This is a genomic window from [Clostridium] ammoniilyticum (assembly GCF_025566905.1).
In the GTDB taxonomy this organism is placed as follows: Bacteria; Bacillota_I; Bacilli_A; order Erysipelotrichales; family Coprobacillaceae; genus Faecalibacillus; species Faecalibacillus intestinalis.
This window is the reverse complement of sequence record NZ_JAOQJR010000002.1, coordinates 201,434-224,552: the sequence shown is the minus strand read 5'-3', so window position 1 is coordinate 224,552 and position 23,119 is coordinate 201,434. Positions and strand designations below refer to the sequence as shown.

Sequence of the window (23,119 nt, the reverse complement as noted above, 5' to 3'; positions counted from 1 at the left end):
TTTTCGTTAATTATAGAGGGAGTAGAATATGATAGGATTTTATAGTTATACTGTCATTCTTACATATTTATCATTAGTTTTTGCAATGGTAGGAATCCACTTATCAGTCATTGGACTTTATCAATGGTCATTTATTTGTTTAATGATGTGTGGTATTTGTGATACCTTCGATGGAATGGTCGCAAGAAGTAAGAAAAATCGTACAGAAGAAGAAAAGAAGTTTGGAATTCAAATAGATTCTTTATGTGATCTTATTTCTTTTGGTGTTTTTCCAGCAATACTAGGATATAATTTAGGATTATCTTCAGTAGGGTGGCTTGCTATTGAAATACTTTATGTATTAGCAGCAGTTATTCGTTTAGCTTATTTTAATGTTACTGAAGAAACAAGACAGCAACAAACAACAGAAAAAAGAAAGTATTATCAAGGTTTACCAGTTACAACTTCAGCCTTTATTTTACCTTTTGCATTTGCTTTAAGATATGTTATTTTTGGTTTAGATTACTTATATGGAACTTTAATGTTAATTACAGGTGTTTTATTTGTTGTTGATTTTAAAGTGCCAAAATTAAAAGGGAAAGGAATTATTGCACTTGGTGTTCTAGTTGTTATTGAACTTGTGCAAATTCTTTGTTTTTCATGATTAAAGATCGTCAAGGACATATCGTTAAAGAATTAGAGGGTCAAAATAAATTATTAAAAAAATTATATAGCACATCTGCTGGTAGATGTGCTTTAAAAATCTTAGTATCACCATTTGTTACACACTTAGGTGGTTTATATATGTCTTCACCATTTTCAAAGACAAGTATTTCTTCGTTTATTAAAAACAATGATATTGATATGAGTCAATATGAAGAAAAGAAATATAAAAGTTATAACGATTTCTTTACAAGAAGAATAAAGGATGGTCAAAGACCATTTGACAATTCTAAAGATGTATTGATGGCACCTGCTGATAGTAAACTTACTTACTATCCAATAAATGATGATACGATTTTAGAAATCAAGGATACAAAATACCAATTAAAAGATTTATTACAAGATGAAACATTGGCTAAAGAATATGATGGTGGAATATGTCTTGTATTTCGTTTAGCTGTTGATGATTATCATCGTTATAGTTATGTAGATGATGGTCAAATTGTTTCCCATAAGAAAATCAAAGGTATTTTTCATACTGTTAATCCTATCGCAAATGATTATTATCCTATATACAAAATGAATAGTAGAGAGTACACTGTGATTGATTCAAATAACTTTGGTAGAATGATTCAAATGGAAGTAGGAGCAATGATGGTTGGTAAAATTGTCAATTATAAACATAGTATTGCTACTAAAGGAGAAGAAAAAGGTTATTTTGAATTTGGTGGATCGACAGTTGTAATGATTTTGAAAAAAGATACTGTCAAAATAGATGATGATATTATAAATAATTCTAGTGAGAACATTGAAACAAGAGTATTACTAGGACAAACGATAGGACATAAAGGGGTGTAAAGATGTCGAAGGTTATAGCAATTACAAATCAAAAGGGTGGTGTTGGTAAAACAACGACAAGCGTTAATTTATCAGCTGCACTTGCGAAGATGAATTATAAAGTGTTACTTATAGATATGGATCCTCAAGCAAATGCAACACAAGGTATTGGTATCGATAGAGATTATATTGAATTATCAACATATCATGTTTTAACAGGAGAAGTTGGTTTAGAAAAAGTAATTCAACATTCTTATATTGAAAATCTAGATGTTGCACCAGGAGAAATAGATTTAGCAGGGATAGATTTAGAATTAGCACATGTAAAACAAGGAAGAGAAGTGCGTTTAAAACAATCATTAGATAAAATTAAAGATTATTATGACTTTGTTTTTATTGATTGTCCACCAGCCCTTGGTTTATTAAATACAAATGCATTAACTTCATGTGATACAGTACTTATCCCAGTACAATGTGAATACTATGCACTTGAAGGTTTAACACAATTGTTAAATACAATTAAATTAACACAAAATCATTTTAATAAAAAACTTTCTATTGAAGGTTTATTATTAACAATGTTAGATCAACGTACAAATTTAGGATTGGAAGTTTCTCAAGAAGTAAGAAAGTATTTTAAAGAAAAAGTTTATAAAACTGTTATTCCAAGAAATATTAAATTATCTGAAGCACCAAGTGCAGGAATCTGTATTTTTGATTATGATGGATCTTCTGTTGGGGCTCAAGCTTATAAAGAACTTGCAAAGGAAGTGTTGAGTAGAAATGGCTGAGAAAAAGAAAAAATTAAATAAAGGATTAGATGCTATTTTTGGTGGAGATATTACATCATTAATTGATGATATTGAACATAATACACCTGAAAGTAGTCAAGAAAAAATCAAATTAGATGAAATTAGACCTAATCCTTATCAACCAAGAAAAGTATTTGATGAACAAGCTTTAAATGAACTTGCTTTATCAATTCAAGAACATGGTATTTTCCAACCAGTAATTTTAAAGAAATCTGTTCAAGGATATGAAATTGTTGCTGGTGAAAGAAGATGCCGTGCAGCAAGAATGGCACATTTAGAAGAAGTTCCAGCAATTATTGTTGATTTTAGTGATCAACAAATGATGGAAATTGCTTTATTAGAAAATATTCAAAGAGAAGATTTAAATGCCATCGAAGAAGCACAAGCTTATCAAACGATGATGGAAAAACTTAAACTTACACAAAATGAATTAGCTAAACGTATTGGAAAATCAAGAACACATATTACAAATACACTTAGATTATTGAACTTACCTGAAAAGATTCAAGAATATGTATTAGATGGTTCTTTATCAATGGGACATGCAAGAGCTTTAATTACATTGGATAAAGAAAGAGCATTAAAGATTGCTAAAAGAGTTATTGATGAAAAGTTATCTGTTAGAGATGTTGAAAATATTGTGAAAGGCTTTGAACTTCAAGAAGCTAGAAAGAATAAACCTAAGGTTGAAAAATCTAAAGAATATCAATATGTTGAAGGATTACTTAGAAAAAAATATCGTACGAGAATCAAAGTAGATGATAAGTCTATTACAATTAAATACTCTGACACAGATGATTTAAATAGATTATTAGAATTAATGGGTGTTATTGAAGAAAGTTAAAACTTGGGTAAAACCAAGTTTTTTCTATGCGAAAAAAACATAGTAGAATGCAAAATCAATATTGTACATTTTCTTACTTTTATCTCAAAATAAAAGTAAGAAAAGAGGGAAATACAATGGAATATCAAACATTAAATAATGGGTTAAAAATGCCTATAGTAGGTTTTGGTGTCTTTAGAGTACCAGATAAAAAAGAATGTGAAGAATCAGTATATCAAGCAATTAAAGCAGGATATCGTTTAATTGATACAGCAGCTTCTTATACCAATGAAGATGCGGTTGGTGCAGGTGTTAAACGTGCTATTGAAGAAGGTGTTTGTACTAGAAAAGATTTATTTATTACTTCTAAGATGTGGGTACAAGATATGAAAAACTATGAAACTGCAAAGAGAGCAATTGATGCATCGATTGAAAAAAGCGGTTTGGGTTATTTGGATTTATATCTTTTACATCAAGCGATGGGTGATTACTTTAGTGCATGGAGAGCAATGGAAGATGCGTATAAAGAAGGAAAATTAAAAGCAATCGGTGTTTCTAACTTCTATGCACATGTTCTTGTCAATTTTGTAAATACAGTAGAAATCAAACCAATGGTCAATCAAGTAGAACTTCATCCATACTATACACAAGAAAAAGCAATAGAAACAATGAAATATTATGATGTTATTCCTGAAGCATGGGCACCACTAGGTGGAGGAAGATATAATCCATTTGAAGATGAGATGTTAAAAGGAATTGCAGCTAAATATAATAAATCAGTAGGACAAGTCTTACTTAGATGGAATGTACAAAGAGGTGTTGTTGTTGTTCCAAAATCAACACATGTAGAAAGAATAAAAGAAAATATAGATATCTTTGATTTTGAATTAAATGAAGAAGAAATGAAACAAATCTCATCATTAGATATGGGTTATTCAGGATCAAGAGCTAAACATTTTGATGTTGAATTTGTGGAAATGTGTTTAGCTAAAAAAATACATGATTAATGAGTAAGTATGATTATTTTCATTAAATGAAATAATCATGCTTTTTTTATATAAGGTGTTAAGATGGTTTTAGAGAAAAGCGGAGGATATTAAAATGGTAAAAAAATTTCCAGAAGGATTTTTATGGGGTGGCGCTGTTGCTGCTAACCAATATGAAGGTGGATGGAACGAAGGAGGAAAAGGTGTTTCTGTTTCAGACTGTGCCCGTCACCATTTAGATGTAGATGTTCAAGATTATGCTAAACAAAATGAAATTTCTACAAAAGAAATTTTAGAAGCAATGAAAAGTGATGATACAAGTCTTTATCCAAAAAGACATGGTTCAGATGGGTATCATCATTATAAAGAAGATATTAAATTATTTGCTGAAATGGGATTTAAAGTATTTAGACTTTCTATTGCTTGGTCACGTATTTTCCCAAATGGAGATGACAAAGAACCAAATGAAGAAGGTTTAAAATTCTATGATGATCTTTTTGATGAATGTCATAAATATGGTATTGAACCTTTAGTTACAATGTCACACTATGAACCACCAATCAACTTAGTATTAAATTATAATGGTTGGTATGATCGAGAAATTATTGATATGTTTGTTAAATATGTAGATGTCATTACTGATCGTTATAAAGATAAAGTCAAATATTGGCTAACTTTTAATGAAGTTGATTCAATGATTCGACATCCTTATACAACAGGAGGACTTGTAAGAGATCGTTTTGAAGGTAAAAACTTTACAGAAGTTATTTTCCAAGCAATGCATCATCAATTTGTCGCAAGTGCTCTTGCAACAAAAATTGCGCATGAAAAAAATCCAAACTGTAAAGTAGGATGTATGCTTACAAAATTAACTTATTATCCATATACTTGTAAACCAGAAGATGTTTTACAAGCACAACAAGATATGAGAAGTACGTATTGTTATAGCGACACTCAAGTCTTTGGAGAATATCCTGCTTATTTATTAACTAAATTTAAAAATGAAGGTTTAAATATTAAAATGGAAGAACGTGATTTAGAAATCATGAAAAAATATCCAGTTGATTTTGTTTCATTTAGTTATTATTCATCAAGCTGTGTTGCTAAAGATGATGCTGGATTAAAGAAAACAGCTGCTAATACTAATATTGCGATTAAAAACCCTTATATTCCAAGTTCTGATTGGGGATGGCAAATTGATCCAATCGGTTTAAGAGTTTCTTTAGTAGATTTATATGATCGTTATAGAAAACCATTGTTTATTGTAGAAAATGGTTTAGGAGCTAAAGATGAACTTATTGATGGTAAAGTAGATGATCAATATCGTATCGATTATTTTGATGCTCACTTTAGAGAAATGTATAATGCAATCTGTGAAGATGGTGTTGATTTAATGGGTTATACATCTTGGGGATGTATTGATTTAGTATCTGAAAGTACAAAACAAATGTCTAAACGTTATGGATTTATTTATGTAGATGCAGATGATTTAGGTAATGGTACTTATAAAAGATATAAGAAGAAATCATTTGATTGGTATAAACATGTTATTGAAACAAATGGAGCTTGTTTATTTGAAGACTAGAGATTCTAAGGAATCTCTTTTTTCTTTATATAAGTGACAGATAAGCGATAAAGTTGTATGATAATCACGGTGATGAAATGAATAGAGAAAAGACAAAACAAATTGTAACAGGAGCATTTATGGCAGCCCTTTTTGGCGTGTTATCGGTTGTAAATGTTTATACAGGAACGATGTTCGATATTATTTTTATTTATCTAATGACAGTTGCGTTAGCTTATTATACGTTTAAGTTTAATGCAAAGATGGCTGTTCTTGTCTTGTTTACAAGTACGTTTATTTTATTTTTAACAGGTGAATTATTTTTTACTTTGTATTCTTTTTTTACTTTACCATTAGGTATTTTATATATTTATTGTATAAAAAAGAATATTGATGGTAAATGGATTTTAAGAGTTTATAGCATGTTGAAGAATTTTGTTGTTTTATTTTTATTGAATTCTTTACTAGGTTTAAATACTTTTACAGATGCGAAAGATATTTATTATAGTATTGTAGGACTTTTTCCTCTTTTAGAAAGTGATTTTTTAAAGAATGGAATGTTTATTATTTTATGGATCGTCTTATCTTTTTCAGAAGTTTATATTATTAAAGTTTATACGAATCTATTTATCCTTCGAATGAATAAAAATAAGATGATGAAATAAATGAATTCATGTATAATATAAGGTAATAAAGAGGAGGGTATTTCATGATTAAGAAGCTTATGCAACTTAGAAATACAATAGTTGCTTTATTAGGTATAGAATTTGTATTAGCTTTATTAACTTATATGTTTTTACAAAATCGTGTTACTTTAGCTTTAATGATTTATATTTTAATAAAAAATGTTGTTTGTATCATTGTTCTCTATTATCTCCATAATATGTTTAGTGAAACAACTTATAGTGTTAAAGAAGCATTAAATAATGAATCAAAGAATGCTTTGATTTTTGGTGGAATAGGGCTTATTAAATATGATGAAAATAGAAATGTTGTTTGGGTCAGTGATTTATTACACGAACTTGGTATTCGTATCGTAGGGAAGAAATTACTTGAATGGCAACCTTTACTCGCAATACTTTTTGAAGATGAAGATGTTAGAACAATAGATATTAATTCTAGAAGATATGAAGTTTATAATTCTAGAAATAATCGTTTATTATTTTTAAAAGATGTAACAGATTTAACAACGATTGAAAAAGAATATAATGATCAACAATTATGTGTTGCCTATTTAACAATTGATAATTATGATGATTCTATTGAATATGCAGATGAACAAAAATCAGTCATGATTGAAACAACTTCAAGACAAATGATTTTTGATTGGGCCAAAGATAATGGAATTATCTTAAAAAGATATAAAGAAGATGGTTATTTAGCTGTTTTTAATGAAAGAATTTATCGTAAACAAGTAGAAGTTCATTTTTGTATTTTAGATGAATTTAAACAAAAGATGGAATCAATTGGTGCCGTGATGTCTTTATCAATGGGAATAGGAAGAGGATCTAAAGTTTTACGTGAATTAGATGAACTTGCTTTTAGTGCTATTTCTTTATCGTATTCACGTGGTGGAGATCAAGTGGCAGTAAAAACATTAGATGAAGAAATTCGATATTTTGGTGGAAATAGTGAAAATAGTGAAAAAGCGAACCGTGTTAGAGCACGTGTTATTTCACAAACACTAGCAAGTTTAGTAAAACAAAGTCAAAATGTCTTTATTATGGGACATAAGCAATCTGATTTAGATTCTTTTGGAGCGAGTTTAGCGGTTGCTAAGTTTGTTAAAGCATTTGAAAAGTATGCTTATGTGATTGTTGATGAAAATTCTTTAGAAGAAAAAACAGGAAATATTGCACGTCGTTTAATGGCAGAAGATTTATATAAAGGAAAAATTATTTCTCCTGCAAAAGCTATTGATTTAATTGATGAAGATGCATTACTTATTTGTGTTGATAATCATAAGCCAGCATTGGCTATTAGTGAAGAACTTTTGGATAAGGCTGAAAAGATAGTCGTGATTGATCATCATCGTCGAGGGGAAGACTTTGTTGATTCACCAATTTTAACTTATTTGGAACCAGCTGCTTCTTCAACTGTAGAATTAGTGGTTGAATTATTTGAGTATCAAAGAGTTGAAATTGAAGTTTTACCAACAGAAGCAACTGTTATGTATGCAGGAATGTTGGTGGATACAAACTATTTTAGAAATCATGTTGGATCACGTACTTTTCAAATTGCTTCAAAGCTTAAAGAAAAACAAGCGAATGTTTCTAGAGCTTATGAGTTCTTGCAAGATGATTACAAAACGACACAAGAAAAAATGTCTATTTCAGCTAATGCATATCGTTTTGGAAATGATATACTAATAGCATATGGAAATGAAGAAGAAATTTATACAAGACCTCTACTAGCGAAAGTTGGTAATGAGTTATTAAATATTGCTGAAATTAAAGCGGTATTTGTTGCAGGACGCGTAGATAAGGATAAGATTGCTATTTCTGCTCGTTCTAAGACAGAGGTTAATGTACAGTTGATTATGGAAAAACTTGGAGGTGGTGGTCATTTTTCAATGGCTGCTTGTCAGGTTGAAGAAAAAACTGTTAAGGAAACGATCGATAAGTTAGAAGAAGCTATTGATCAATATTTGGATGAAAGAGGGTAAAAAAGATGAAAGTAGTTTTATTAGAAGATGTTAGAAAAGTAGGTAAAAAAGGTGATGTTGTCAATGTATCTGATGGATATGGACAAAACTTCTTAATTAAAAATAAATTAGCTGTTAAGGAAACAGCAGGTGCTAAAAAGATTTTAGAACAACAAAAAGAAGAAGCAAGATTACAAGATATTGAAAATAAGAAAAATGCGGAAGCACTAAAAGAAAAAATTGAAGGTATTACATTAGAATTTGTTTTAAAATCTGGTAAAGATGGTAAAACGTTTGGAAGTGTTTCAACAAAACATATCGTTGAACAATTAAGAGAAAAATATGATATTAGAGTCGATAAAAGAAAATTTATCAATGCACATCCAATTGGAGCATTAGGATATTCAAACTTAAAAGTTGAACTATATAAAGGAGTTATCGCTACTATTAGAGTTCACTTATCTGAAAAATAGGAGGGAGATTTATGCCAAGAGTTTTCCCACATGATTTAGAGGCAGAACGTTCTTTACTGGGATCTATGCTTATATCAAAAGAAGCTTGCCAAGATATTTTGAATAAGTGTGAAGATAGAGATTTTTATGAAGAATCACATAAAGTATTATTCAATGCAATGAGTGAACTTTCGAGACAAAATATACCTGTTGATGTTACAACGATTACTTCTTATCTATTAGATCATAGCCAATTAGATAAAGTAGGTGGAGTAGAATACTTAAGACAATTAAGTGATTCAGTTCCAACTTTAGCTCATAGTGAATATTATTTAAAGATTATTCATAATAAATCGATTTTAAGAAAAATCATCAATGAAACAACAAAAATAGCTGAAAATGCTTTTGGAGATATTGAAGATATTGATGGTTTTATTGATGAAAGTGAAAAAACAATGTTGGCCATTACGAGAGATCGTAATGCTGGAGAGTTTGTTGACGTAAAAAAAGTTATTAGAGAAGTAACGGATCGTTTAAATAAATTACAAAGTATAGATGGTAATATTTCAGGTATTCGTACAAATTTTAGAGATTTGGATAAAATAACATCAGGACTTCAAAAAGGAGACTTGATTATTTTAGCGGCACGTCCAGCAATGGGGAAAACAGCTTTTGCCTTAAATATTGCCCATAATGTTGCTTTTAAATCAGAAGATCCAGTAGCTATTTTTTCATTAGAAATGCCTGCGAGTCAATTAGTGCAAAGAATTATTTGTTCCATGGGTGGAATTGAAGGTTCTACCATGAGAACAGGTGAAATCTTGAAAACAAATGCAAATAAATACTATGCGGCAGCTGAAAGAGTCAGTAAATGTAATTTATACATAGATGATACGCCAGGAGTTAAAATCAATGAAATTGTCGCTAAATGTCGAAAATTAAAGCAAGAACATGGTTTAAAATTAATTGTTATCGATTATCTTCAATTAATTACTGGAAGTTCCAATAATCGAGAATCAAGACAACAAGAAGTCTCAGATATTTCAAGACAATTAAAAATGTTGGCCAGAGAATTAGATGTTCCTGTTATTGCTTTATCACAGTTATCACGTTCAGTTGAACAAAGACCAAATAAACGTCCAATGATGTCTGACTTGCGTGAATCAGGAGCCATCGAACAAGATGCCGATATCGTTACCTTTATTTATCGAGAAGGATATTATAAAGCAAGTGAAGGAAAAGAAGAGGAAGATAATGGTTTAACAGAAATTATTATCGCTAAACACAGAAATGGAGCAACAGGTGAAGTTAACCTTGCTTTTGAAAAGAATTTTAGTAGATTTACAGATTTAGCACCTATTGGTCCTGATGGAAGTAGTGCGGGTGTAAGAGATGTAAGAGGTTAGGAGAAGAAAGAATGTATCACCAATATCGAGAAGGATATATAGAAGTTATATGTGGATGTATGTTTGCAGGAAAAACAGAAGAATTGATTAGACGAATCAATGTTTTATCTTATGCGAAACAAAAAATATTAGTATTTAAACCTAAAATAGATGATCGCTATTCAGAAATAGAAATTGCATCACATTCAGGAAGAAAAGTCCCTTGTTTTGCAATTGATGATCCAGAAGAAATCTTAGATAAAGTGACAGATGATGTACAGGTTGTCGCTATTGATGAAGTTCAATTTTTTAATTCAAAGATCGTAGATGTTTGTGAATATCTTGCTGATAAAGGCGTTCGTGTCATGGTTGCAGGTTTAGATAAAGACTTTAGAGGTGAAGCATTTGGTGTAATGCCTGAACTTCTTACAAAAGGAGAATTTGTGACAAAGCTTACAGCTGTTTGTGCAAAATGTGGTTCACCGGCTACACGTACACAAAGACTTGTAGATGGCAAGCCAGCATCTTTTGATGATCCTGTTGTTTTAGTAGGAGCAGTTGATCATTATGAACCAAGATGCAGACATTGTCATGAAGTTGTCAACAAACCTATAAAAATTAAAAGAAGAACTAAAAGTTCACAATAAATTAACATAGATCCATTATTATAAGGGTGTAAAAGAAAACCTCCCCTTAATATAAACAAAGAAAAGGCACATGTTGAGATAACATGTGTTCTTTTTTATATCATCTAATAAATAATTATCAATATAATAAAAATGATTTATACACTTAAATAGTGTACTATTCTAATAACTACTAGAGGGAAAGTGGTAATTTGAAAATAATATCTTTACAACTAGAGATATTCATCATCATTATTATAGGATACATATTTTCTAGAAAGGGAATTATTACTAAAGAAGTTAGAAAAAAATTAACAGATATCGTTATTGATCTTATATTGTCTTGTGCTATTATTAAATCATTTATGATGAAATTAACATCAGAGATTATAAGAGATACAGTTGTTATTTTTATTGTTTCTTTTGGTATTCAACTTTCTTATAGTGTATTTAATCGTATTTTTTATAATCGCTTTGATGATTCAAAAGCAATTATTTTAAAATATGCGACTATTGTTTCTAATGCAGGATTTATGGGATTACCAATTGTAGAAAGTATTTATGGGCAAACTGGTTTATTATATGCTTCAATTGCTTTAATACCGCAAATAATCTTTATGTGGAGTGCAGGTTTATCATTATTTACACAAACAGATTCTAAAAATATGATCAAAAAAGTTACATTTCATCCATGTATTATTGCTGTTTATATTGGTTTGCCTTATTTAGGATTTAATTTAGATTCTACAATTATTGCAGTGATTATTATTTCTTTATATCATGGAGCTTATATTAGTGAAGTTGTTAGAAGTGGGATTGAGTCTGTTTCTCGTGGACAATTTGAAGCAGCTGAGTCTCAAGGTTTTACTTTTGTTCAAACAATCATATATATTATTTTACCCCAAACGATTAAATTAGTTATTCCTCAATTGTTACAAACAATTATTACAATATTTAAAGATTCTTCTTATTTAAGTACAATTGGTGTAGTTGACTTTATGTATCAAGGTAGACGTTTAATGGCTCATTTTTTTCAAGCAGATCAAATTATGTTTATCTTTGTTTATATGGCAGGAATTTACTTTATTATTAACTTTGGTTTATCGTTAGTAGTAAGACATATGACTTCAAAGAAACGTGAAGCTAAAAAACGTATGAAATTAAGTAGAAAGTTACAAACTGTATAGCCCCCTTATAAGGACAATGGAAACATTGTTCTTTTTTTTGTTGCTATATATCGTTTAACGATATATCATAAAAATGAAGAAAGTATCGCTAAACGATATAGGAGATGAAATAAATGCCAAAAAGAGAAATGGAAGTATTGACCCCACAAATGTATTATGTATTACTTGTTTTACATCAACCAATGCATGGCTATGAAATTATGAGTGAAATTACTCGGATTACTAATGGTGAAATCACTGTAGGAGCAGGTTCTTTATATACTTTATTACCAAAGTTTGAAAAAGAATGTTATATCAAATTAGTGAAAGTAGAAAATAATAAAAAAATCTATCAAATTACAAATCTAGGAAAAAAGAAATTACAAAAAGAAAAAGAAAGGATGCTTAAACAAATTTCATTATTAGATCAAATAGGAGGATAAAGATATGAAATACAAAGATGTCTTAAGAAATAGTTTGTATTTAGATGAAGAGTTACAAGATTATTTTAATGAAATGTCTAAAAAAGGATGGCGTTTAGATTTTGTTGGTTATTATTATCGATTTATAAAAGATGAACATGTTTATAAGTATCAAATAGATTACACCCCTATATCTAGTGAATATCAAGATATTTTAAAGGAAATGGGGTATCACGAAGTAAGAAATTTATTTGATGATTTTAGAGTTTTAGAAAATGAAAATGTTGATGCACCTGATTTAAATACAGAATTTGTTTTTGATAAAAATAATAAAATGAAACAATTTAAAAAGATTCGCTATTTTATTTATCCAATTTTAGCTTATTTCTTATTTTGGTTAGGTAAGATTTTTATAAAAGATATTGTAGAGATAGGTAAACCTGTTCTTTATTATGAAGGATTTGGTTCATTGTTGATGGGTATTGTTTTTATTGTTTTATCATTTGTACTCTTATTTGTGACAATTTTAAATTTTTCTATTTTATATGCATTAAAAAATGATAAAGATTTAAAAAGTTTAAAGAAACTAAACAGTATTAAAGATCATTTAAGTATTCTATTTTATATTTTGTTAGTAATAAGTGGTGTTTTTTACTTATTAAAATCATTTATAACATTAGATTTAAAAGTCATTGTTTATCTTTTACTTACATGTATTATAGGAGTAGTTTTATCACGTATTATTAAAAATAATAAATATAACAGTGCCATTGCTGCTTTTGTTGCTATTGCTATTTGTGGACTTATTTTTCCTCAGGTACAAATGGATGATTCATTATTTGAAAGCAGCACTGTTAAAACAAAAATTACAAATTATGAAAAAGATATAAAAGATACAACATGTACCTATCCACAATTAGATGTCTTGATTAAAAAAGATAAGTATAAAGATGAAATCTTTAAATACATCATTATCAAAACAGAACATGATACAAGAGATAATCAAAATTTTGAAAAAGCAGTAAATACAAAATCTAATGTCTCATGGGACAGTAATAAAACACAATATGTTCATTATGAAAAAGCTATTCAATCCTTTAATAAAAAAGGAAATACATATGACAATGGAACATATGTAATCAAAATATTAAAAAATAGAATTATAACGAAATATAAAGAAAACAAATAGTAGAATTTCATCTTGATAACAATTTATCATAGGATTATAATATTCGCGGTGAGAAATATGAAAGATTATGACGAAGTAGAACAGAATGTTGAACAATTAGAAAATGAATTAGAAGAGGTAGAGGAAGAGCTTGAACAAGAAGAAGAAGGCTTTCTAGAGTGTGAACGTTGGCGTTGTTTTTTATTATTGATTACTGTAGGTGGATTCTTTGGTGCTTATACTTTTTCAGTTAAAGGTGGCGTTTTCTGTAATGCCCAAACGGCTAATATTGTTTTATTTGGAATGGCTTTAGGAAATATGGATTGGTCGAGAGCAGCTTATTTATTGATTCCTATTAGTTCTTATTTTATTGGAACCATGGTTTCTGAATATTTAGCTTTAAAAATAAAGAAATATAGAAAATTAAGATGGGATACTATTTTAATTGGTATTGAAATTATTACGGTTATTATTCTTGGATTGTTACCAAGTAGTGTTCCAGATCAAGTCTTTCAAGTAACGATTAACTTTATCTGTGCTATGCAGTTTAATACTTTTAGACAAGCAGAAAAGGTTGGGATGGCAACCACTTTTGTCACAAATCATATCAGACAAACAGGAAGTTTCTTTGTTCGTTGGTTAAGAAAAAGACATGAAAAGAAATATTTAAATCGTTCTTTAAGACATTTATGTATGATTTTATGTTTTATAGCTGGAGCAATTTTTTCAACTGTTTTATGTGCTTATTTTAAAGATCGTGCAATTTGGGGTGCCCTTATTTTCTTAGTTATTTTACAAGGGGACTTATTATATGCTGATTTAGTTAAAGAAAAAGAATTATTAGATCAAGTTCCAAATGGGCATTAACGCCCATTTTTTCTTGTTTAAATCGTATATTTCATGTATTATTATTGTGCTATGAGTATAAAAAATTAATGGAGGTAAAAGCTATGAATGAAAGTATGTTAGATAGATTAGTATCTATGGAAAATAGATATGAAGAATTAGGTCATATGTTGATGGATCCAGATATTGGTACTGATATTAAAAAAATGACAGATGTTACAAAAGAACAAGCTTCTTTACAAGCTGCTTATGATTTGTTTCAAGAATATAAAGAAGTAAAAGATGGTATTGATGGTGCTAAAGAATTAATGAAGGAAAATGATCCTGAAATTAAAGAAATGGCAAAAATGGAATTAGATGAATTAGAAGAAAGAATGCCAGATATTATTAAAAAATTAGAATTAGAATTAATTCCTAAAGATCCAAATGATAATAAAAACGTTATTATGGAAATCCGTGGGGCTGCTGGTGGAGATGAAGGAAATATCTTTGCAGGTGATTTATATAGAATGTATGTAAAATATGCTGAAAGCCAAGGATGGAAAGTAGAAGTTATGGAAGCTGAAGAATCAGAAGCTGGTGGTTTCTCACTTATTTCATTCAATGTGATTGGCGATGGTGTTTATGGTAAATTAAAATATGAATCTGGATCACACCGTGTTCAACGTGTTCCTAAGACTGAAACACAAGGACGTGTGCATACTTCAACTGCGACAGTTTTAGTTATGCCAGAAATGGAAGAAGTTGATGTACAAATCAATAAAAGTGATTTAAGAATTGATACTTATCGTGCAAGTGGTGCCGGAGGACAACATATCAATAAAACAGATTCAGCTGTTCGTATTACTCACTTACCAACAGGAATTGTGGCAACAAGCCAAGATGGACGTTCTCAACATGATAACCGTGATAAAGCAATGAAAGCTTTAGTAGCACGTGTTTATGATTACTTCCAATCTCAACAAACAGAAGCAATTGATAGTGAAAGAAAATCGAAAGTTGGTACAGGAGATCGTGCTGAAAAGATCAGAACTTATAACTATCCTCAAAACCGTGTAACAGATCATCGTATTGGACTTACAATTCAACAATTAGATCGTATTATTGAAGGTAAATTAGATGATATTATTACAGCATTAATCAATGAAGATCAACGTCTTAAATTAGAAGGACAAAAATAATGAAAACAGTTAGAGAATTAATTAAAGAAGCCGAAAGTAAATTGGATGATGAACATAAAGATGTCAATGTCGCAAAAGTCTTATTTTATCATCTTGCTAAAAAAGAACCTCATGAGCTTTATTTAATGATGAATGAAGAAGTAGAACCTGAATTAGAAAAAGCTTTTCTTGCAGGAATGGAAGAATATTATCAAGGAAAACCTATTCAATATATTAAAGGTTGTGAAAGTTTCTTTGGTAGAGATTTTAAAGTGAATGAAGATGTATTGATTCCTCGTTATGAAACAGAAGAATTGGTAGAAAATATCTTATATCGTATTGATGATTACTTTAATGATTATAAAGAAATTCATTTATGTGATGTAGGGACAGGAAGTGGTGCTATTGCGATTACTCTTGCTTTAGAAGAACCACGTTTAAAAGTCATTGCGACAGATATTTCTAAAGAAGCTTTAGTTGTTGCTCAAGATAATGCGAAAACATTAGGGGCGAATGTTGAATTTAGAAATGGAGATATGTTACAACCTTTATTAGATACACATGAAAAAGTAGATATCTTTGTTTCTAATCCACCTTATATTCCTAATGATCAAGATATTGAAGCAATGGTTAAAGACAATGAACCTCATGTAGCATTATTTGGAGGAAATGATGGTCTTTATTTCTATCGTAAGATTTTTAAAGAAGTAAAACCTTTATTAAATGATCGTGCTTTATTAGCTTTTGAAATGGGATTTGATCAAAGAGAATTGATGGAAACAGCAATCAAGGAATTCTTTGGAGATTACCCTTTTGAAATTATTAAAGATATTAATGGAAAAGATAGAATGTTATTTATCTATTATAATTTAAAATAATATGAATATAGAAACAGAAAGACTCATAATCAAGCCACTTACATTAGATGATGCCAGACGTTTTAGTGAATATCGTGATAAAGAAGAAGTTGCAATGTATCAATCATGGGATGAATATCCTTTAAATAAGGCTATTAACCGTATTGAATATTGTCAAAAACATCCATTTCATGGACAAATTGGTAACTACCAATTTGGTCTTTATTTAAAAGAAAATAATCAGCTTATTGGAGATATTTTTATTGAAATAGATGGGCATACAACTTTTACTTTAGGATATACTTTAGATAGTGTTTACTGGTCTAAAGGATATGCAAGTGAAGCATTAAAGAGTGTATTTAAGGCAATGCATGAAACATATTCTTTTAAAATATGTTTATGTCATGTATATGAAGATAATATAAAATCAATTAAACTATTAGAAAGAAATGGATTTGATAAAATCCATAAATCTTGGTTTTACCAAGATGTACTTTATCGTAAAATGTTAAATAAATAGAGAAAATAGAATTATTCATATTTTTTCTTAAAATGAGTGTGGTCTTGCTAAGTAGACAAATCAAAATAAAAGGCATCAATTTAAAGATGTCTTTTTTTTAGTGACAAAATATTCAAAATAAACTCTATATAATGATTACGAGGTGGAAATAAAATGGATTTAGTTATCGTCAATAAACAAAAACACGTGCACTATATTTTACCAATCATTATATTTTTTAGTACCATTATTTTAAGCTATGCTAAAATACAAGAAACAGCCTTACCTTTTTTATTACCTTTATTTATTGTATCGTTTTATAGTGGATATTTGTATCTTATATGCTTTTTAACAGCGATTATAGGAATATCGATTATTAATCAAGATACATTTACAATTGTTGTCATCATTACTTTATTACTGACAATTTATCTTCTTAACTTTACACATCTATTAAGAACAAAGTATATTTCTTTTATTATGACAGCAATTTTGATTCCATTTTTTTATGCGAATCATTACAACATCTTACAAACAACAGTTCTAGTCATGTTAACGTTATTTAATTGTTATCTTGATCAAGAAATTATTCCTTTAATTATTCATCAAAATAAAAATGTTTTAAATATAAAAAGATTACAAGCTTTAATTGTTGTTGTCTGTACATTATTTATTAGCTTTATTCCTTTTAATACAACATATACAATGATTTTTTTAAGATATTTCTTATTGATTTCTATTTACTATTTATCAATTGAAAAAGTCATGCCTATTATTTTATATCTTTCTATTCTTTTAATGCTCATTGCTCCTTCATTAAAAGATGATGTCTTATCCTTAATATTACCAATGAGTTTCTTTTTTATGATACAACCTAAAAACAAATATCTATTCATGTCTATTTTCTTATTATCACATATTACACTACCATTTTTTATTAATTACAATTACTTCTATTATGCCTTTGTGATTCTTGTTCCAGTTTTTTTATTTATGATTTCTCCACAATTTAAAAATAAAAAAATAAAGATCAATCCAGAATTTATAGAAATAAGTTATCAAGAACAACTTAAAAGTAAAGCAGATGCTTTTGCATCTTTATTTCATCAACTCACAGAAGTTTTTAAAGAAGAAAATCAAGAAACCCACTTATCTGAATATGTGGGATATGTTTATGAGGATGTGTGTCATCATTGTTCTTCTAAAAAATATTGTTTTTATAGTCAAGAAGGAATGAGTCGTTTAGGTAAGTTGATTTCTAAGGGAATTCAAAAAGATTTAGAGGTAGATGATTATAATTATATTTATCAACATTGTTTAAAGCCGGATGATTATTTAAAGAGTTTAAAGAATCATCAAAAAGGTTATTTTAAGATGTTAAAAGTTAATCATGCACATGATCATTTAAAAAAAGATTTATTTCAAGAGTTTTCAATCATGGGGCATGTTTTTCAAAACTTTTCTAAAAAGATAGATGAACAAGATAATGAAAAGAAAATCTTAGAACATTTAAAAGCGTATCATTTTGAAGTGTATTATTTAAAGAAAATAAAAAAAGATTATGAAAATTATATGTTAGAAATAGGAATAGAAGATATAGATGAAAAAACTGTAACAGAAGAACTTATTCCTATTTTAGAAAATTATTTAAATGAATCATTAGATCTTGTCTCTATTAAAAAACAACATCTTCAAATAGGTTATACTTCAATTTTATTAAAACATGAACTTAAATATACATTACAACTTGCGAAAAAACAATATGCTTTAGATCAACAATGTGGAGATAGTATTCTTACTTTTGGTTTAGATGAACATCATTATGTAGCTTTATCTGATGGTATGGGACAAGGTTATATTGCTTATAAGGAAAGTAAATTGACATTAGATGTCTTAAGTCAATTGCTTAAAAATGGCATTCAATTAAGAGATACATTGAATACTTTAAATACGTTATTAAAGATAAAGAATCAAGGAGATATGTATACGACATTAGATTTATTTGATTTTAATTTAATGAATTCAAGATTAAAAGTAATTAAATATGGAGCTTATGAAAGTTATTTAATAAGAAATCATCAAATAGATGTTTTACATTCACATTCTTTACCAGTAGGAATGGCTTCTACAATGAAGATGGTTTCTTATGATATGAAAATCAAAGAAAATGATATATTGATTCTTACAAGTGATGGAGTAGGAGAACATTTCTTTGATTTATTAAAAAAATATCAAGAAGAAATTGAAAAGATGTCAGTTTATGAAATTGTTTCCTTTCTTTTTCAAAAATCTTTTCAAAAGAAAGATCTAGATGATATGAGTATTATTGTTATTAAAGTGGTCAATAGAAATTAGAGATATGCTATAATACAAGCGGTGAGATTATGTTAGATGAAAGTTTGTTAGATAAAAATAGAAAATATCTTGTAGGAGTATCAGGTGGCGTCGATTCGATGGCTTTATTAGATATGTTGGTTAAAAAAGCATACAATGTCATTGTTGTACATTATAATTATCATTTTAGAGAAGATAGTGATCTTGATGAAAATCTCGTACGTAGTTATTGTCAAAATCATCATCTTCCTTTTTATGTAAGACAAGGAGATAAAAAAGAATATCAAAAAGGCAATTTTGAAATGTTAGCAAGAGAAAAAAGATATGCTTTTTATAAAGAAATAGGTGATTTAAATGGAATTGATACGATTATTTTAGGGCATCATTTAAATGATCATTTAGAAACGATCGTGATGCAATTACAAAGACATAATACAAAGGGATATTTGGGTATAAAAGAACAATCTTATGTTAAAAATATGCATGTTGTAAGACCCCTATTAAAGTTAAAAAAACAACAACTTATAGATTATTGTACTAAAAATCATCTTGAATATCATGAAGACTATACAAACTATGATACACGTTATACACGTAATCATGTAAGACATATCGATTTAAAAAAATATAGTGAACAAGAATTATTAGAAAAGGCAAGTAAACATAATAAACAATACAAAAAACAACAAGCTAATCTCCAACAAATTTATCAAGAATATGATCAAAATCATTTCTTGTATTTAGATAAGTTACCAACAGAATCATTAGATCAAATCATTTATTATATGTTAAAAAAAGATATCTATCCACCACTTATAACAGAAAACTTAGTACAAGAAATTATTAAACAAACCCATTCACAAAAACCAAATATCGAAATATCATTACCTGTTAATTTTGTGTTCATAAAAAAGTATAATAATATAGCCGTTAGAAAAAAAGAAATTGACGATACTTATTATGTAAAGTATGAATCTTTTTATAAAGATCAACAATTACATTATTTTTTAACAGATCAAGGACATCTTCACGATGGTGTTTTTCTTTCAAAAGAAGACTTTCCAATAGTTATCAGATGTTTTAAAAATGGTGATACAATCAAAACATCTGGAGGAACAAAAAAGGTCTCTAGGCTATTTATAGATCGTAAAATTCCTAGAGATGAGCGTAAAATATGGCCAATCGTTGAAAATTGCCATGGTGAGATCATTTTGATCCCACATATCGCCAAAAATATCAAGTATTTATATACAAAACCAAATGTTTTTGTGATAAAATATGACACATGTAAGTGAGGTGTAAGGTATGCACAAGGATATAAAAGAAATATTATATACAGAAGAAGAAATTAAGGCTAAATGTGATGAATTAGCAAAACAAATTGATCAAGATTATGCTGGTCAAGAAATTTTATTAGTTGGTTTATTAAAAGGTTCAGTTCCATTTATGGCAGAACTTGCTAAACATTTAAAAAGTGATGTTAAGTTCGACTTTATGTCAGTAAGTAGTTATAGTGGTGTTGAATCTAAAACATTAGTTGTTAGACAAGATATTAAAGAAGATATTCGTGGTAAGAATGTTTTAATCGTAGAAGATATTTTAGATACTGGAAAGACTTTATATAACGTTAAAGAAATGTTAGAAAAAAGACATGCTAAGAGTGTTAAAATCGTGACTTTATTAGATAAAGAAGAAGGTCGTGTTTTTGATATGAAAGCTGATTATTCAGGATTTAAAATTCCTAATGCCTTTGTTGTAGGATATGGTCTTGATTTTAATGAACGTTATCGTCAATTACCTTATATAGGTGTTTTAAAAGAAGATTGTTATAAAAAATAGTTAGGAGATTTTATGGGAAATAAAAAAGGATTGTTGAAGTCTATCCTACCATGGCTTATTGTACTGATGGTTATTTCTGTGGCAATTCCTTTCTTTAATCAAAGTGAATCGTCAGAAATTAGATATGATAAGTTTATAGAGATAGTTCAAAAAGAAAAAGTAAAAGATGTAGAAATCGTTCCTAAATCATTAGTCATTGATGTGAGTGGAACATATTCTAAAAAAGCAAGCAATGGTAAAAAAGAAGATACTAAATTCTCTGTTGTTATTCCAAGAACAGAAACAGAATTAGATTCTTTAATTAGCTTGTTAGATGAAAATGGTACAAAAATCAATGTTGTCAATGATGCTGAAAGAAATCAATTATTGAACTTCATTGTAAGCTTATTACCATACTTGATCTTATTTGGAGGAATGTTCTTCTTCTTGAAGATGATGTCAAATACTGCTGGTGGTAATAATAAAGCCTTTGAATTTGGTAATTCAAGAGCTAAACTAGAAAAAAATTCTAAAACACATTTTAGTGATGTTGCTGGAATGGATGAAGAAAAAGAAGAAGTTAGAGAATTAGTTGACTTCTTAAAAACACCAAAAAAATTTGCTGATATGGGTGCTAAGATCCCACGTGGTGTTTTACTTGTAGGTCCACCAGGGACAGGGAAAACATTACTTGCTAGAGCGGTAGCAGGTGAAGCAAACGTTCCATTCTACTCAATTTCAGGTTCTGAATTCGTAGAAATGTTCGTTGGTGTTGGGGCTGGACGTGTAAGAGACATGTTCAAAAAAGCAAAACAAACAGCACCATGTATTATCTTCATTGACGAAATTGATGCAGTTGGTCGTCAAAGAGGTACTGGTATGGGTGGAGGACACGATGAACGTGAACAAACACTTAACCAATTATTAGTTGAAATGGATGGTTTCTCTGGAAATGAAGGAATTATCGTTTTAGCAGCTACAAACCGTGCAGATGTCTTAGATCCAGCTTTACTTAGACCAGGTCGTTTCGATAGACAAATCCAAGTAGCTAATCCAGATAAACGTGCACGTAGTCAAATCTTAAAAGTTCATGCAAGAAATAAACGTTTTACACCAGATGTTAATTTTGATAACATCGCTCAACGTACACCAGGGTTCTCTGGGGCTGAACTTTCAAACGTTTTAAATGAAGCTGCCTTACTTGCTGTAAGACAAAATCATGATTTAATTACAATGGCTGATATTGACGAAGCGGTGGACCGTGTTATGGGTGGACCTGCTAAGAAATCACGTAAATATACGGAAAGAGAAAGACGCTTAGTGGCTTACCATGAAGCAGGACATGCTTTAATAGGTTTAACTTTAGAAGATGCCAATAAAGTACAAAAAGTTACAATTGTTCCTCGTGGACAAGCAGGTGGTTATAACTTAATGACACCTAAAGAAGAAACATATTTCCAAACTAAGAGTCAATTAAAAGCAACTATTTCAGGATATATGGGTGGACGTGTGGCTGAAGAAGTCTTCTTTGGAGATGTAAGTTCAGGAGCACACAACGATATTGAACAAGCAACTCGAATTGCGAGAATGATGGTTACTGAATTAGGTATGTCTGAACTTGGACCTATTCAATATGATTCTGAAAATGGACAAGTTTTCTTAGGTAGAGATTATACACAAAGAAGTAATACACATTCAGGACAAATTGCTTATGAAATTGATGTTCAAGTACGTAAAATTATTGATGCTTGTTATCAAGAAGCAACAAATATTATTGAACAAAATAAAGAAAAACTTATTTGTATTGCAGAAGCATTACTTGAACATGAAACATTATCTGGTGAAGATATTGAATCTTTATACAATACAGGTAAAATGTTAGAACATCATGATGGAACTTTAACTGAAGAACCTGTTCAAGAAGTTAAAGAAGAAAAACCATCAATTGATGATCAAGATGATTTATTAGATGAAATGAAATAAAGCGAATTTCGCTTTTTTTCATTTAGAAAGGGGATAAATATGAGTACACGAACAAAGAGAATTGTAATCATCTTAATCGCTTTAAGCATGATTAT

At 29.0% G+C, this 23,119-nt stretch carries 22 protein-coding genes; all 22 read left to right on the top strand.

All coding sequences use genetic code 11. The features are described 5' to 3' along the window. Positions 1–28 precede the first annotated feature (28 nt). The 22 genes from OCV55_RS03190 to ftsH all read left to right on the top strand — a co-directional run bounded on the left by OCV55_RS03190 (position 29) and on the right by ftsH (position 23,024). Positions 29–643 carry a CDP-alcohol phosphatidyltransferase family protein gene (locus OCV55_RS03190; protein ID WP_119362500.1) on the top strand — a complete coding sequence of 205 codons (615 nt, stop codon included), beginning with the start codon at positions 29–31 and terminating at the stop codon, positions 641–643. Then, positions 640–1,500 carry a phosphatidylserine decarboxylase gene (locus OCV55_RS03185; protein WP_119364304.1) on the top strand — a complete coding sequence of 287 codons (861 nt, stop codon included), beginning with the start codon at positions 640–642 and terminating at the stop codon, positions 1,498–1,500. Before OCV55_RS03190 ends, OCV55_RS03185 begins: the two co-directional genes overlap by 4 nt. Positions 1,501–1,502: 2 nt before the next feature. Next, the gene (locus tag OCV55_RS03180; protein WP_022000815.1) at positions 1,503–2,270 is read left to right on the top strand and encodes a ParA family protein; all 768 of its coding nucleotides are present in this window, start codon (positions 1,503–1,505) and stop codon (positions 2,268–2,270) included. Then, positions 2,263–3,135, top strand: coding sequence for a ParB/RepB/Spo0J family partition protein (locus OCV55_RS03175; RefSeq protein WP_147579777.1), 873 nt, complete (start codon positions 2,263–2,265; stop codon positions 3,133–3,135). Before OCV55_RS03180 ends, OCV55_RS03175 begins: the two co-directional genes overlap by 8 nt. A gap of 116 nt (positions 3,136–3,251) precedes the next feature. Then, positions 3,252–4,121, top strand: a complete 870-nt coding sequence (locus tag OCV55_RS03170; RefSeq protein ID WP_147579776.1) for an aldo/keto reductase — start codon at positions 3,252–3,254, stop codon at positions 4,119–4,121. A 94-nt stretch (positions 4,122–4,215) separates the two neighbouring features. Next, positions 4,216–5,685: a family 1 glycosylhydrolase gene (locus tag OCV55_RS03165; RefSeq protein ID WP_147579775.1), complete on the top strand. Its 1,470-nt coding sequence runs from the start codon at positions 4,216–4,218 to the stop codon at positions 5,683–5,685. A 77-nt stretch (positions 5,686–5,762) separates the two neighbouring features. Continuing rightward, positions 5,763–6,329 carry a YybS family protein gene (locus OCV55_RS03160; RefSeq protein ID WP_147579774.1) on the top strand — a complete coding sequence of 189 codons (567 nt, stop codon included), beginning with the start codon at positions 5,763–5,765 and terminating at the stop codon, positions 6,327–6,329. A gap of 44 nt (positions 6,330–6,373) precedes the next feature. Continuing rightward, a complete protein-coding gene (locus OCV55_RS03155) occupies positions 6,374–8,329 on the top strand; it encodes a GGDEF domain-containing protein (protein WP_147579773.1) in 1,956 nt (651 codons plus the stop codon). 5 nt (positions 8,330–8,334) lie between these two features. After that, positions 8,335–8,781 (top strand): 50S ribosomal protein L9, encoded by a 447-nt coding sequence (rplI, locus tag OCV55_RS03150; RefSeq protein WP_022001324.1) that lies wholly within the window; start codon positions 8,335–8,337, stop codon positions 8,779–8,781. 11 nt (positions 8,782–8,792) lie between these two features. Then, positions 8,793–10,166, top strand: coding sequence for a replicative DNA helicase (gene dnaB / locus OCV55_RS03145; protein ID WP_022001325.1), 1,374 nt, complete (start codon positions 8,793–8,795; stop codon positions 10,164–10,166). 11 nt (positions 10,167–10,177) lie between these two features. Then, a complete protein-coding gene (locus OCV55_RS03140) occupies positions 10,178–10,792 on the top strand; it encodes a thymidine kinase (protein WP_032091176.1) in 615 nt (204 codons plus the stop codon). A gap of 191 nt (positions 10,793–10,983) precedes the next feature. Further along, positions 10,984–11,958 (top strand): AEC family transporter, encoded by a 975-nt coding sequence (locus OCV55_RS03135; RefSeq protein WP_147579772.1) that lies wholly within the window; start codon positions 10,984–10,986, stop codon positions 11,956–11,958. A gap of 113 nt (positions 11,959–12,071) precedes the next feature. Continuing rightward, the gene (locus tag OCV55_RS03130; protein ID WP_118573758.1) at positions 12,072–12,380 is read left to right on the top strand and encodes a PadR family transcriptional regulator; all 309 of its coding nucleotides are present in this window, start codon (positions 12,072–12,074) and stop codon (positions 12,378–12,380) included. 4 nt (positions 12,381–12,384) lie between these two features. Further along, entirely contained in the window at positions 12,385–13,548 is a 1,164-nt protein-coding gene (locus OCV55_RS03125; RefSeq protein ID WP_147579771.1) for a DUF2812 domain-containing protein, read from the top strand. A gap of 57 nt (positions 13,549–13,605) precedes the next feature. Further along, the gene (locus OCV55_RS03120) at positions 13,606–14,394 is read left to right on the top strand and encodes a YoaK family protein (protein WP_081919032.1); all 789 of its coding nucleotides are present in this window, start codon (positions 13,606–13,608) and stop codon (positions 14,392–14,394) included. 83 nt (positions 14,395–14,477) lie between these two features. Continuing rightward, entirely contained in the window at positions 14,478–15,554 is a 1,077-nt protein-coding gene (prfA, locus tag OCV55_RS03115; protein ID WP_022002396.1) for a peptide chain release factor 1, read from the top strand. Beyond that, positions 15,554–16,411, top strand: a complete 858-nt coding sequence (gene prmC, locus OCV55_RS03110; protein WP_032091181.1) for a peptide chain release factor N(5)-glutamine methyltransferase — start codon at positions 15,554–15,556, stop codon at positions 16,409–16,411. The genes prfA and prmC overlap by 1 nt, the downstream gene beginning before the upstream one ends. A gap of 1 nt (position 16,412) precedes the next feature. After that, on the top strand, positions 16,413–16,910 hold the full coding sequence (locus tag OCV55_RS03105) for a GNAT family N-acetyltransferase (protein ID WP_147579770.1): 498 nt from the start codon (positions 16,413–16,415) through the stop codon (positions 16,908–16,910). A gap of 153 nt (positions 16,911–17,063) precedes the next feature. Next, positions 17,064–19,244: a SpoIIE family protein phosphatase gene (locus OCV55_RS03100; protein ID WP_147579769.1), complete on the top strand. Its 2,181-nt coding sequence runs from the start codon at positions 17,064–17,066 to the stop codon at positions 19,242–19,244. A gap of 29 nt (positions 19,245–19,273) precedes the next feature. Further along, complete coding sequence (gene tilS, locus OCV55_RS03095; RefSeq protein WP_267309787.1) at positions 19,274–20,518, top strand: tRNA lysidine(34) synthetase TilS; 1,245 nt, start codon at positions 19,274–19,276, stop codon at positions 20,516–20,518. A gap of 10 nt (positions 20,519–20,528) precedes the next feature. Next, positions 20,529–21,062: a hypoxanthine phosphoribosyltransferase gene (gene hpt / locus OCV55_RS03090; protein WP_267309786.1), complete on the top strand. Its 534-nt coding sequence runs from the start codon at positions 20,529–20,531 to the stop codon at positions 21,060–21,062. A 12-nt stretch (positions 21,063–21,074) separates the two neighbouring features. Next, positions 21,075–23,024 (top strand): ATP-dependent zinc metalloprotease FtsH, encoded by a 1,950-nt coding sequence (ftsH, locus tag OCV55_RS03085; RefSeq protein ID WP_032091185.1) that lies wholly within the window; start codon positions 21,075–21,077, stop codon positions 23,022–23,024. Positions 23,025–23,119: the final 95 nt, after the last annotated feature.